Annotated in this window: 13 protein-coding genes; 11 read left to right on the plus strand and 2 right to left on the minus strand. The window is 63.5% G+C overall.

Annotation, left to right across the window (positions count from 1 at the left end):
• Window positions 1-154: 154 nt before the first annotated feature.
• Window positions 155-1,696, minus strand: coding sequence for a cryptochrome/photolyase family protein (locus tag AC07XB_RS07425; RefSeq protein WP_492827820.1), 1,542 nt, complete (start codon window positions 1,694-1,696; stop codon window positions 155-157).
• Window positions 1,697-1,886: 190 nt separating this feature from the next.
• On the opposite strand from AC07XB_RS07425, the gene AC07XB_RS07430 reads away from it, so the two are divergent.
• From AC07XB_RS07430 to AC07XB_RS07460, 7 genes are all read left to right on the plus strand, one after another.
• Entirely contained in the window at window positions 1,887-2,594 is a 708-nt protein-coding gene (locus AC07XB_RS07430) for a pseudouridine synthase (protein ID WP_174422693.1), read from the plus strand.
• Window positions 2,595-2,731: 137 nt separating this feature from the next.
• Complete coding sequence (locus tag AC07XB_RS07435) at window positions 2,732-3,304, plus strand: YqgE/AlgH family protein (protein WP_043348720.1); 573 nt, start codon at window positions 2,732-2,734, stop codon at window positions 3,302-3,304.
• Entirely contained in the window at window positions 3,297-3,734 is a 438-nt protein-coding gene (ruvX, locus tag AC07XB_RS07440; protein ID WP_416049437.1) for a Holliday junction resolvase RuvX, read from the plus strand. The genes AC07XB_RS07435 and ruvX overlap by 8 nt, the downstream gene beginning before the upstream one ends.
• Complete coding sequence (pyrR, locus tag AC07XB_RS07445; protein ID WP_492373262.1) at window positions 3,731-4,258, plus strand: bifunctional pyr operon transcriptional regulator/uracil phosphoribosyltransferase PyrR; 528 nt, start codon at window positions 3,731-3,733, stop codon at window positions 4,256-4,258. Before ruvX ends, pyrR begins: the two co-directional genes overlap by 4 nt.
• 105 nt (window positions 4,259-4,363) lie before the next feature.
• The gene (locus AC07XB_RS07450) at window positions 4,364-5,335 is read left to right on the plus strand and encodes an aspartate carbamoyltransferase catalytic subunit (protein ID WP_006160521.1); all 972 of its coding nucleotides are present in this window, start codon (window positions 4,364-4,366) and stop codon (window positions 5,333-5,335) included.
• Between the two features lie 75 nt (window positions 5,336-5,410).
• Window positions 5,411-6,685: a dihydroorotase gene (locus AC07XB_RS07455; RefSeq protein ID WP_174422640.1), complete on the plus strand. Its 1,275-nt coding sequence runs from the start codon at window positions 5,411-5,413 to the stop codon at window positions 6,683-6,685.
• A gap of 64 nt (window positions 6,686-6,749) precedes the next feature.
• Window positions 6,750-7,592, plus strand: a complete 843-nt coding sequence (locus AC07XB_RS07460) for a lysophospholipid acyltransferase family protein (protein ID WP_492827818.1) — start codon at window positions 6,750-6,752, stop codon at window positions 7,590-7,592.
• 5 nt (window positions 7,593-7,597) lie between these two features.
• Here the strand turns inward: AC07XB_RS07460 and AC07XB_RS07465 are convergent, their stop codons facing one another.
• Window positions 7,598-8,428 (minus strand): symmetrical bis(5'-nucleosyl)-tetraphosphatase, encoded by an 831-nt coding sequence (locus AC07XB_RS07465; protein WP_492827816.1) that lies wholly within the window; start codon window positions 8,426-8,428, stop codon window positions 7,598-7,600.
• A 223-nt stretch (window positions 8,429-8,651) separates the two neighbouring features.
• On the opposite strand from AC07XB_RS07465, the gene rfbB reads away from it, so the two are divergent.
• Genes rfbB through rfbC form a run of 4 tightly spaced genes read left to right on the plus strand, consistent with a single transcriptional unit; the run spans window position 8,652 to window position 12,070 of the window.
• Window positions 8,652-9,716 carry a dTDP-glucose 4,6-dehydratase gene (gene rfbB, locus AC07XB_RS07470; RefSeq protein WP_492827814.1) on the plus strand — a complete coding sequence of 355 codons (1,065 nt, stop codon included), beginning with the start codon at window positions 8,652-8,654 and terminating at the stop codon, window positions 9,714-9,716.
• A complete protein-coding gene (gene rfbD / locus AC07XB_RS07475; RefSeq protein WP_492827812.1) occupies window positions 9,706-10,623 on the plus strand; it encodes a dTDP-4-dehydrorhamnose reductase in 918 nt (305 codons plus the stop codon). The genes rfbB and rfbD overlap by 11 nt, the downstream gene beginning before the upstream one ends.
• 11 nt (window positions 10,624-10,634) lie before the next feature.
• Window positions 10,635-11,525, plus strand: a complete 891-nt coding sequence (rfbA, locus tag AC07XB_RS07480; protein ID WP_492827810.1) for a glucose-1-phosphate thymidylyltransferase RfbA — start codon at window positions 10,635-10,637, stop codon at window positions 11,523-11,525.
• Complete coding sequence (rfbC, locus tag AC07XB_RS07485) at window positions 11,522-12,070, plus strand: dTDP-4-dehydrorhamnose 3,5-epimerase (protein ID WP_492827808.1); 549 nt, start codon at window positions 11,522-11,524, stop codon at window positions 12,068-12,070. Before rfbA ends, rfbC begins: the two co-directional genes overlap by 4 nt.
• Window positions 12,071-12,134: the final 64 nt, after the last annotated feature.

Raw genomic sequence — 12,134 nt, forward strand, 5'->3', positions numbered from 1 at the left:
TTTCCGCTCTTTTCGCCGAATCCCGAGGCGCCCCATACGGCCTTGGCACACCTTGACGGCTCGCTTCGCATCGCGCTTGGGTGATTCCCGCCCTCCGGGCGGGAATCACGGCCGCAACGAATCGTCGCTTACGGCGCCTCGGTTCTCAGTCGCGCTAGGACTGTGCAGAGTCGGTTCCTTGTTTTTCCTTCACTACTGAATACCGCGCCAGCGTCTCCTTGCGGGCCACGTCGTGTTGCACGATCGGCCGCGGATAGTTTTCGCCTAGCTTGACCCCGGCTGCTAGCAACACGTCCTCGGAGGCTGTCCAGGGAGCATGTATGTACTTGTCCGGCAGGCGCGCGAGTTGCGGCAAGTACTTCCTGATAAATCGTCCCTGCGGGTCGAATTTCTCGGACTGCGTGGTCGGGTTGAAGATGCGGAAGTAGGGCTGGGCATCGCAGCCGGTGGAGGCGGCCCACTGCCAGCCGCCGTTGTTGGCGGAGAAGTCGAAGTCGTTGAGCTGGTCGGCGAAGTACTGTTCGCCGCGCCGCCAGTCCACGCCGAGGTCCTTCACCAGGAAGCTCGCTACCACCATGCGCAGCCGGTTGTGCATGTAGCCGCTTTGCCGGATCTGCAGCATGGCGGCGTCCACCAGCGGGTAGCCGGTCCTGGCGTCGCACCAGGCCTGGAAGTAGCGCTCGCCGGTGTCGCCATTGAGCCAGCGGATGGCATCGTAGGCGGGGTGGAAGGCATGCCCCGCGGCGACCCGGGGGTGGTGGTGCAGGATCATGAAGTAGAAATCGCGCCAGATCAGCTCCGACAGCCAGGTGGCGGCGCCGGCGCTTTCGGCGCCGCCGCGCAGCGTGGCGGCGTGGGCAGTGCGGGCGAGCGTGCGGATCGACAGGGTGCCAAAGCGCAGGTGCACCGACAGGTAGCTCGGGCCGCGCAGGGCGGGGAAGTCGCGCCGGCGCGCATAGTCGCCCATGCGCTCGCAGAACTCGTCGAACAGCGCGTGGGCGCCGGCGCTGGCGGTGGGCATAGCGATCTCGGCCAGGTTGGAGGGGGCGAAGCCCAGTGCATCCAGCGTGGGCAGCGGCCGCACGTAAGCCTTCGGCGGAGCGGCCAGTGACTTCAGATAAGGCTCGACCGGGTAGGGCTTGAGGTCGAACGGCAGCAAGGCCTTGAGCCAGGCGTTCTTGTAGGGCGTGAAGACCGAGAAGGGCTTGCCCTGGCCGGTCAGGATCTCATCCCGCTCAAAGATCACCTGGTCCTTGAAGCTGAAGCAGGCGCAGGACTGGCCCGCCAGCGCCTGCCTGACTTCGGCATCGCGGGCCAGCGAGGCGGGCTCATAGTCGTGGTTGGCGAACACGGCGGTGACGCCGAGCTCGGCGGCCAGCTCGGGAATGGCTGCGCGCGCGTGGCGGTGCAGCACGATCAGGCCGCCGCCGGCCGCGCGCAGTGCTTCGTCCAGCGGGGCCAGCGAGGCCAGGATGAATGCCACCCGGCGGTCGGCCGCCAGGCCGCGCGCCAGCAGCGGATCCAGGATCTCGCGGTCGAAGACGAAGACGCACCATACCTGGCGGCAGTGCTTGAGGGCATAATGCAGCGCCGCGTGATCGTCGGCGCGCAGGTCGCGCCGGAACCAGACCAGGCCGCGCTCGAACAGCCGGTCGATCCGATAGGGTTGGCGGGCGTCGGCGGGGGATGGGGGCAAGATCGGGCGCTCCGGAAGTTGGGCTGGCGAAGCCTGTTACCCTACCATAGCGTCAGGCATGCGCCGCGCGCTTGGGCTGGCCCGGCATGCCGGCCAGCGTTGTCCGCAGCGCCGAACAGCCGGCCCGTATTTCAGTAATCCAGTAATCCAGTAATCCAGTAATCCAGATATCAAGAAGCAAGCCATGGCCATGACACTCGACCGCATCCTCCAATCCCAAGGCTTCGGCACTCGCCGCTATTGTGGCGACCTGATCGGGGCCGGCCTGGTGGAGGTCGACGGTACCCTGTGCGAGGATCCGGGCGCCAAGTTCGAGGTCGATGGCCTGCGCCTGACCGTGGACGGCGAGGAATGGATCGGCCACACCAAGGCCTACATCCTGCTGAACAAGCCGGTGGGCTACGAATGCTCGCAGCGCCCGCGCCACCATCCCAGCGTGTACAACCTGCTGCCGGTGCCGCTGCGCCAGCGCGAGGTACAGGCGGTCGGGCGGCTGGACCAGGACACCACCGGCCTGCTGCTGCTCTCGGACGATGGCCAGTTCATCCACGCCCAGACCTCGCCCAAGAAGAAGGTGCCCAAGGTCTATGAAGTGACGACCGCCGAGCCGGTCACCCAAGAGCAGGTCGATGCGCTGGTGGCGGGCGTGCAGCTGGAGGACGAGCCGGCCCCGATCGCGGCGGCCGCCTGCGAAGCTACCGGCGAGCGCAGCCTGCGCCTTAGCCTGACCGAGGGCAAGTACCACCAGGTCAAGCGCATGGTGGCCGCGGCTGGCAACCATGTGGAAGCCCTGCACCGCAGCGCCATCGGGGGGCTGGTGTTGGAGCCGACCCTGGCACTGGGAGACTGGCGCTGGCTGACGCCGGAAGATCTGGCCGCCCTGACGCGCAAGGAATAAGCAGGCGGCGGCAAGCGAGCATCGACGCTGGCACAGAGGCCAGCAAGCAAGCGCACCGGGCAAGCGTCGGAATGTTGCGTTGCGGCATTCCGCGAATCTTTTCCGGACGGATGGCAACGATTTGATAAAATGCAGGAATGGCGACGCTGGAAGCCCCAATCAATCTCACCAATCAGTTCCTGATTGCCATGCCCGGCATGGCAGACCCGACTTTTTCGGGTTCCGTCGTCTACTTGTGCGAGCACAACGACCGCGGCGCGCTGGGCCTGGTGATCAATCGGCCTATCGATATCGATATGGCCACCCTGTTCGACAAGATCGACCTCAAGCTGGAGATCCAGCCGGTGGCGCAGCAACCGGTCTATTTCGGTGGGCCGGTGCAGACCGAGCGCGGCTTCGTGCTGCATGATCCGGTTGGCATCTATGTCTCGTCGCTGGCCGTACCCGGCGGACTTGAGATGACCACCTCCAAGGACGTGCTGGAGGCCGTGGCCAACGGCAGCGGCCCGCAACGCTTCCTGCTCACGCTCGGCTATGCCGGTTGGGGCGCGGGGCAGCTGGAGGAAGAACTCAGCCGCAATGGCTGGCTGACTGTCCAGGCCGATCCCGAAATCATCTTCAGCGTGCCCCCCGAGGAACGCTTCGCCGCCGCCATACGCCTGTTGGGCATCGATTTCACCATGCTCTCGGGCGAGGCTGGGCATGCCTGAGGACGGAGCGACGCCAGCGCCGCGCCAGTTGCCCTCCGACGGCACCGTCCTGGCCTTCGATTATGGCGAAAAGAAGATCGGCGTTGCGCTTGGCAACTTTGTCACGCGCGAGGCCCGTGCGCTCGTCATCATCCCCAATATCACAGTGGAAGGCCGCTTCGAGGCGGTAACCGCGCTGATCGACGAGTGGGCGCCAGTGCAACTGGTGGTGGGCATGCCCACCAATCCGGATGGCAGCCAGCAGCCTTCGATGCGGCTCGCACGCCGCTTCGGCAACCAGTTGAACGGCCGCTTCGGCCTGCCGGTGGCCTGGGTGGACGAAAGCTACACGTCGATCGCCGCCGAGATGGCCGGCGCCCGCAAGGGCGCGCTCGATGCCGAGGCCGCCAGCATCATCCTGCAACAGTACTTCGACCAGCATCCGCTATGACCCAGACTTCCTCTCTCGACGCCGAGGCGCTCTACCGTAAGCTGCGTGACCAGGTGCAGGCCGCGCTGCCCGAGGCCGAACGCGCGCAATGGTCGGTCGCCGGCATCTATTCCGGCGGTGCCTGGATTGCCGAGCGGCTCGCCGCCGACCTGCAGCTGGCGGCCCACGGGGTCATCAACGTTGCCTTCCACCGCGACGACTATGCAAAGAAGGGCCTGCATAGCCAGGCCCAGCCGACCACGCTGCCCTTTGACGTGCAAGACCGCAAGATCCTGCTGATCGACGACGTGCTGGCTACCGGGCGCACCATCCGCGCCGCCGTCAACGAGCTGTTCGACTATGGCCGCCCGGCCCGCGTGGCGCTGGCCGTGCTGGTCGATCGCGGCGGCCGCGAACTGCCGGCGGCTGCCGACTTTGCCGCCACGCACGTGGCGTTGCCGCCCGGGACCACGCTGGTGCTGTCGCATGAGGGCACCGGCTCCGACATGCGCTTTGCCTTCGCCAACGAGGCCACCGGCAACTAAGCCTGCCCAGCCCACCGGCCGGCGCGCCCGCAACGGCACGCCGGCAAGCCAGACCCAGACCTGCCCAGACCAGTCAACGCCACCGCCCGGCCCTTTCTACCTGCCATGATCAAGACGTTCCGCAACCCGCAACTGACCAAGAACGGCGAGCTCAAGCACCTGCTTTCGATCGAGGGCTTGTCGCGCGAGATGGTCGCGCACATCCTCGACACCGCCAGCCAGTTCGTCTCGCTGTCCGACTCGGACCGCGAAGTGAAGAAGGTGCCGCTGCTGCGCGGCAAAAGCGTGTTCAACCTGTTCTTCGAGAACTCCACGCGCACCCGCACCACCTTCGAGATTGCCGCCAAGCGGCTCTCCGCGGACGTGCTCAACCTGAACATCAACGCCTCGTCCACCAGCAAGGGCGAGTCGCTGCTCGACACCATCAACAACCTGTCGGCGATGTCGGCCGACATGTTCGTGGTGCGCCACGCCAGTTCCGGCGCGCCCTACCTGATCGCCGAGCATGTTGCGCCCCATGTGCATGTCATCAACGCCGGTGACGGCCGCCATGCGCACCCCACGCAGGGGCTGCTCGACATGTACACGATCCGCCACTACAAGAAGGATTTCACCAATCTCACGGTCGCCATCGTGGGTGACATCCTGCACTCCCGCGTGGCGCGCTCCGACATCCACGCGCTGACGACACTGGGCGTGCCCGAAGTGCGCGCCATCGGCCCGCGCACGTTGCTGCCTTCGGGGCTGGAGCAGATGGGCGTGCGTGTCTTCCACAATATGGAAGAGGGGATGAAGGGCGTGGACGTGGTGATCATGCTGCGCCTGCAGAACGAACGCATGAGCGGCGCGCTGCTGCCCTCGGCGCAGGAGTACTTCAAGGCCTATGGCCTCACGCCCGATCGCCTGGCGCTGGCCAAGCCCGATGCCATCGTGATGCACCCGGGCCCCATGAACCGTGGCGTGGAGATCGATTCCGCCGTGGCCGACGGGCCGCAGTCCGTGATCCTCAACCAGGTGACTTTCGGCATTGCGGTACGCATGGCCGTGATGGGCATCGTGGCCGGAAACCACGACTGATCTCATGATGGATAGCGCCCGACCGACAAGGTCCAGGCAAGCCAGAACAACCGAATACAAGCCAAGCGACACGATATGAAGATCCACATCAAGGGCGGCCGCCTGATCGACCCGGCCGCGAACGTCGATGCGCAGCAAGACCTCTACATTGCCGCTGGCAAGATCGTCGGCGTGGGCAGCGCGCCGGCGGACTTCCACGCCAACAAGACGATCGACGCCAGCGGGCTGATCGTCTGCCCCGGCCTGGTCGACCTGTCCGCGCGGCTGCGCGAGCCGGGCTATGAATACAAGGCCACGCTCGAATCCGAAGTGGCGGCAGCCACCGCCGGCGGCGTGACCAGCCTGGTTTGCCCGCCCGACACCGACCCCGTGCTAGACGAGCCCGGCCTGGTCGAGATGCTCAAGTACCGCGCCCGCACGCTCAACCAGACCCATGTGTATCCGCTAGGTGCGCTCACGCTGGGCCTCAAGGGCGAGACGCTGACCGAGATGTCGCAGCTCACCGAGGCCGGCTGCATCGGCTTCTCGCAGGCCGAAGCGCCGATCCGCAACACCCAGGTGCTGCTGCGCGCCCTGCAGTACGCGCAGACCTTTGGCTTCACGGTCTGGCTGCGCCCGGAAGACCCGTACCTCGGTGGCGGCGTGGCCGCCAGCGGCGCCGTGGCGTCGCGCCTGGGCCTGTCCGGTATGTCGGTGATTGCCGAGACCGTGCGCCTGCACACCATCTTCGAGCTGATGCGCGCCAGCGGCGCACGCGTGCACCTGTGCCGCCTGTCGTCGGCCGCGGGCATCGAGCTGGTGCGCCAGGCCAAGCGCGAAGGCCTCAAGGTGACCTGTGATGTCAACATCCATCATGTGTCGCTGACCGACATGGACATCGGCTACTTCAACTCGCAGATGCGCTTCTCGCCGCCGCTGCGCAGCGCGCGCGACCGCGACGCCATCGTGGCCGGGCTGGCCGACGGCACCATCGACGCACTGTGCTCGGACCACACCCCCGTGGACGACGACGAAAAGCTGCTGCCCTTCGCCGAAGCCTCGCCAGGCGCCACCGGGCTGGAACTGCTGCTGCCGCTGACGCTGCGCTGGGCCGAGGAGCACAAGGTGCCGCTGGGCAAGGCGCTAGCCCGCATCACGGCCGAGCCGGCCCGCGTGCTCGGCCTGGCTGCCGGCACGCTGGCCGCAGGCAGCGCCGCCGATATCTGCATCTTCCATCCCGAGCAGGAATGGAAGGTCGAGCGGCGCGCGCTCAAGAGCCAGGGCAAGAATTCGCCGTGGCTCGGCTACGAGATGCGTGGGCGCGTGCGCACCACGCTGGTCGGCGGCCACGTCGTCTACGAACTGCACTGAGCACCATGCCGGCCCGAGGGAAGTCGGACAAGATGGTACAAGCGAGTTCGCCAGTGGGGCCGGCATGATCTGGCTGCGCAAGTTCGCCCTGATCCTTCACCTGCTGCGCGGCCTCCTGACCTGCGCGGTGCTGTTCCCCTGGCTCGGCGTAGAGTCGCGGCAGTCGCATATCCGGCGTTGGTCGCGCCGGCTGCTGCGGATCTGTGGGGTGACGCTCGAGGTGCAGGGACTGCAGCCGGGGCAGGCCATGCCGCATGGCGCGATGGTGGTGTCCAACCATATTTCATGGCTGGATATTTACGTCATCAATAGCTGGCAGCCCGTGCGCTTCGTCGCCAAATCCGAAATCCGCGACTGGCCGGTAATCGGCTGGCTGTGCGGGCAGACCGGCACCATCTTCATCGAACGCGCGCGCAAGCGCGACGCGCATCGCGTGCTGCATGCCATTACCGACGTGATGCTGCAGGGCGATCTGGTCTGCGTGTTCCCGGAAGGCACAACCACGGATGGCAGCAGCGTGCTGCCGTTCCACGCCAACCTGATGCAAGCGCCGATATCGGGCGGGCTGCCGGTGCAGCCGGTCGGGCTGGCTTACCTGGATGCCCATACCGGGGAGCCTACGCAGGCACCGGCTTATATTGGGGATTTGACGCTGCTGCAATGCCTCGATGCTATTTTGCGGGCGCCGCCGATCACCGCCAGGCTATGCTTTGCGCCAGCCCTCACCGCCACCAGCGCCAGCCGGCGCGACCTGGCCGAGGCGGCTCGCGCGGTAGTGAGCCATCTGAGCCAGGGCGCGCAACAGCACGCAGTGGAACTCGCGGTGCGCGTGAACGAAGGGCGCGAGAGCGAGCAATCCTTCAACGAAGGCGATGTGAGCGCGGATTCTCCCGCGCCGGCTGCCTGATCGGCTCAGGCCAGCGGATCGCAGTACTGCGGGCACTCCACCTGAATCAGTGTGCGATCAGCCAGATCCGCCGCCAAGCGCGCGGCGGTGAGCTTGCCACCCCAGACACATCCAGTATCCAGCGCCATCAGGTTGGGGCGCATCACCAATCCGAGCGTGGACCAATGCCCGCACACCACCGTGGTGTCTTCGGTGCGCCGTCCGGGCACATCGAACCAGGGCATGAAGCCGGCCGGCGTGCTGCCGGGGCCTTCCTTGCTCTTGAGGTCCATCACGCCGTCGGCGTTGCAAAAGCGCAGGCGGGTCAGGGCGTTGATCACGACACGGTGACGCTCGATGCCCCGCAAGGCCGGGTCCCACCGGTCCGCCGCATTGCCGAAGATGTCGGCCAGGAACGCCTTCCAGCCCGGGCCGCGCAGTTCGCGCTCGACTTCTGCTGCCAGCGCCATTGTCTGCTCTGTGGTCCATTGCGGAAGCACGCCCGCGTGCACGAGCAGGAAGCCGTCTTCGTGGATGGCCAGGGGGCGATGCCTTAGCCAAGTGAGTAATTCATCGCAATCTGGTGCTTCGAGGATATCAGCCAAGGTGTCGCTACGGCCGCTTTTACGCACGCCGGCGGCCACAGCCAGCAGGTGGATGTCGTGGTTGCCGAGCACGGCTTCGGCGCGTTCGCCAAGATGCCTCACGCGCCGGAGGGTCTCCGCAGAAGCTGGTCCGCGGTTGACGAGGTCTCCAACAAAGCGCAGTTCCGCTGCAGGAGGAAGTCGTTCGAGCAACTCGAGGAACGATGCTGAGCAGCCTTGCAGGTCTCCAATGGCGAATTTCTGTCTGGTCATTTCGGATCTTATCGGCTATCGAGGGCGAGCAAATACAGTGTTGGTGATTTTGTGTTCATGCAATCCCGCAACGAGCGCGGCCAGCTTTCCTGTTGCCGGCGAGTTGCGGTATCGGTTCGGATAGAATACGGCCACTCGGGGCAGACTATAGACTCTGCCATTCTCTCGACGGTTCAAGGCATGTGCCGTCGAAATACGGATCAGATCTTAAGCGGGGCACGGGTTGTCGCATATTTTTGTTACGGGTGGGGCTGGCTTTATTGGTGCTAACTTTGTCCTGGATTGGCTGCGCGCCGACAAGGCTGATGCCGTCGTTAACCTGGACAAGTTGACCTACGCGGGCAATCCGATGAACTTGGCGTCACTTTGCGATGACGCACGCCACGTCTTCTCGCGCTCGGACATATGTGATCAGGCACGGCTGGATCAGTTGTTTGCGGAGTTCCGCCCTCGCGCAGTGGTTCACTTTGCTGCCGAAAGCCATGTTGACCGCTCCATACACGCGCCGGATGATTTCATCCAGACCAATATCGGGGGGACGTTCAGCCTGCTGGAAGCAACGCGTACCTATTGGACCACAATGCCGGTGGCAGAGCGCGATCGATTCCGCTTTCTCCACATTTCAACCGATGAGGTGTTTGGCTCACTTGAGCCGACAGGTACGCCGTTTTCGGAAAACACGCCATACGCCCCGAACAGCCCGTATTCCGCATCGAAGGCTGCATCGGACCATCTGGTGCGCGCTTACCATCACACTTATGGCCTGCCGGTCTTGACGACCCATTGTTCCAACAATTACGGGCCCTATCAGTTTCCGGAAAAACTGATTCCGCTGATGATTGCCAACGCGCTAACCCGGAAACCACTGCCGGTATATGGCGACGGACAAAACGTGCGGGACTGGCTTTACGTTGGAGACCACTGCCAGGCGCTCCAGGTGGTGCTGGCACGCGGCACACCAGGGCAAACTTATAACATCGGCGGTTGGAACGAGAAGACCAACCTGGATGTCGTGCATACGCTCTGCGACTTGCTGGACGAGATGCGGCCGTCCTCCATGGGTTCGTACAGAGACCTGGTTACCTTCATCAAAGACCGGCCGGGGCATGACCGGCGCTACGCCGTCGATGCGAGCAAGCTTGAGCGGGAACTGGGCTGGCGGCCCGTGGAGACCTTCGAGACGGGTTTGCGCAAGACCGTGCAGTGGTATCTCGATAATCCCGCCTGGGTTGAAGCCGTGATGTCTGGCGACTATCGTAACTGGGTTTCGCGGCAATATGGAGCTTGAGGCTCGCTTCATTCCAACCATTCTGGTCCTGGGAAGCAACGGTCAGATTGGTTTCGAATTACAACGCAGTTTTGCACCACTAGGAAGGGTGGTTGCACTTGACCACACTAGTGGCGATCTATCCAGGCTTGATGAACTGCGTCGCCTGTTGAAGCAGTATCGCCCCGATGTGATTCTAAATGCTGCCGCCTTTACCGCGGTGGATCGCGCCGAAGAGGAGGCGGAAACAGCCCGCGCTGTCAATGGCGTGGCGCCAGGCATCCTCGCAGAAGAAGCAAAGGTACTGGGCAGCCTGCTTGTCCATTATTCGACGGACTACGTGTTTGATGGCCGCAAGGCACTGCCCTATGTAGAAACTGATGTGGCCAACCCGCTATCGGTGTACGGCCAGAGTAAGCTTGCTGGCGAGCAAGCCATAACGCAGGTCGGTTGCGCCTCACTAATCCTGCGTACGTCGTGGGTCGCTGGGGCGCACGGCCGGAATTTTGCCAAGACCATATTGGCCTTGGCCCGCAAGCGTGACCAGTTGCAGGTTGTCGCGGATCAGTTCGGCGCGCCGACCACTGCTGCACTCGTTGCGGACGCGACTGCTCAGATTGTTTCGCGTAACTGGTTGAATGGAGATCGAGGCGATTTCTTGCGGGGGATATTTCACCTTACCGCAGCCGGGCGGACCTCCTGGCATGGCTATGCTTGTGAAGTGCTGCGCTACGCGCAGGCGCAGGGCGTGGCGCTGAAGACAGGCCCGCAGGGCGTTCAGCCAATTGACACGCGCGATGCTGCGCAGTTGGTACGGCGCCCCGCTAATTCCGTCCTCGATACGAGCAGGCTGCAAGAGGCCTTTGGCATCCACTTGCCCGATTGGAAGCAAGGTGTCCATCTGTTGCTGGACCAGATATTTTCGTGAGTAGAACTGCAATGCGTAAGGGCATCATCCTCGCCGGCGGCTCCGGCACCCGGCTCTATCCGGTCACTAGATCTATATCGAAGCAGCTGCTACCGGTCTACGACAAGCCGATGATCTACTATCCGCTGTCGACGCTGATGCTGGCCAGCATTCGTGACATCCTCCTGATCGCCACGCCAGAGGATACCCCGCGATTCGCCGAACTGCTTGGAGATGGCTCCAAGTGGGGAATCAACTTGCAGTACGCGGTACAGCCCTCACCGGATGGCCTGGCGCAGGCGTTTATCATTGGCCGGGATTTCATCGGGGGCGAACCATGCACGCTGATCCTTGGTGACAACATCTTTTACGGCCACGATCTCGTGGGCCAGTTGCAAAGGGCTTCGAGCCGCACATCGGGGGCTACTGTATTTGCCTATCACGTGCAAGACCCCGAGCGCTATGGAGTGGTGGAGTTCGATGAAGGCAATCGCGCGGTTTCGCTGGAGGAGAAGCCGGCGCGGCCACGCTCCAGCTACGCGGTCACGGGACTGTATTTCTACGATAAGCAGGTTTGCGACATCGCCGCAGATATCAAGCCGTCAACTCGGGGCGAGCTTGAGATCACTGATGTCAACCGGCGCTACCTTGAGCTTGGGCAACTGGAAGTCAGCATGTTCGGTCGCGGCTATGCATGGCTTGACACTGGCACGCACGACTCTCTGCTCACCGCAGCAAGTTTCATTGCCACACTGCAGAACCGTCAGGGCCTGATGGTGGCGTGTCCGGAAGAGATCGCTTATCGCAACAAGTGGATTACCGCTGACCAGGTCATCGAACTGGCTCAACCATTGCGCAAGATCGGATATGGGCAGTACCTGCTGCGTATCATCGCGGAAATTGAGGGGATGTCGAAGTCATGAAGTTGACCGTCACTCTAACGGAACTGCCAGAGGTTCTCGTCATTGAACCGAAGGTATTCCACGATCATCGCGGATTTCTTTTCGAAAGCTTCAATGCGCTTGAGTTCGAGCAGGCGACCGGCCTGGAGCGCACTTTTGTGCAGGACAATCACTCCCGCTCCGCGTACGGCGTACTCCGTGGGTTGCACTATCAAATCAAGCAACCCCAGGGCAAGCTGGTACGTGTGGCGGCAGGCGAAATATTCGATGTAGCTGTCGACATACGGCGTGGTTCAGCCACATTCGGCAGGTGGGTCGGGGTGATCCTGTCCGCGGATAATATGCGTCAGATGTGGGTGCCGGAAGGGTTCGCCCACGGTTTCCTGGTCATGTCCGAGAGCGCGGACGTGCTGTATAAGGCTACTGATTTCTATCACCCTGAGTCCGAGCGCTGTATCCGCTGGGATGATGCAGCGATTGGCGTGGCATGGCCAGACCTGGGTGTGCCGTTGATCATGACTCCGTCAAAGGTCGGGGTGCCGTTGTCGATGGCCGAGGTATTTTGAATTTGCGATGGTTGGCGCTGGAATGAAACGTGCCGCCAAGTTCCGTCAAATTTGCAAAATGTAG

It is taken from the genome of Cupriavidus sp. GW821-FHT02F09 (assembly GCF_059421605.1).

Excerpts from the sequence above, each read along its gene's own strand:
- AC07XB_RS07430 (WP_174422693.1), top strand. The coding sequence starts at position 1,887 with ATGACACTCGACCGCATCCTCCAATCCCAAGGCTTCGGCACTCGCCGC.
- AC07XB_RS07435 (WP_043348720.1), top strand. The coding sequence starts at position 2,732 with ATGGCGACGCTGGAAGCCCCAATCAATCTCACCAATCAGTTCCTGATT.
- ruvX (WP_416049437.1), top strand. The coding sequence starts at position 3,297 with ATGCCTGAGGACGGAGCGACGCCAGCGCCGCGCCAGTTGCCCTCCGAC.
- pyrR (WP_492373262.1), top strand. The coding sequence starts at position 3,731 with ATGACCCAGACTTCCTCTCTCGACGCCGAGGCGCTCTACCGTAAGCTG.
- AC07XB_RS07450 (WP_006160521.1), top strand. The coding sequence starts at position 4,364 with ATGATCAAGACGTTCCGCAACCCGCAACTGACCAAGAACGGCGAGCTC.
- AC07XB_RS07455 (WP_174422640.1), top strand. The coding sequence starts at position 5,411 with ATGAAGATCCACATCAAGGGCGGCCGCCTGATCGACCCGGCCGCGAAC.
- AC07XB_RS07460 (WP_492827818.1), top strand. The coding sequence starts at position 6,750 with ATGATCTGGCTGCGCAAGTTCGCCCTGATCCTTCACCTGCTGCGCGGC.
- AC07XB_RS07465 (WP_492827816.1), bottom strand. The coding sequence starts at position 8,428 with ATGACCAGACAGAAATTCGCCATTGGAGACCTGCAAGGCTGCTCAGCA.
- rfbD (WP_492827812.1), top strand. The coding sequence starts at position 9,706 with ATGGAGCTTGAGGCTCGCTTCATTCCAACCATTCTGGTCCTGGGAAGC.
- rfbA (WP_492827810.1), top strand. The coding sequence starts at position 10,635 with ATGCGTAAGGGCATCATCCTCGCCGGCGGCTCCGGCACCCGGCTCTAT.
- rfbC (WP_492827808.1), top strand. The coding sequence starts at position 11,522 with ATGAAGTTGACCGTCACTCTAACGGAACTGCCAGAGGTTCTCGTCATT.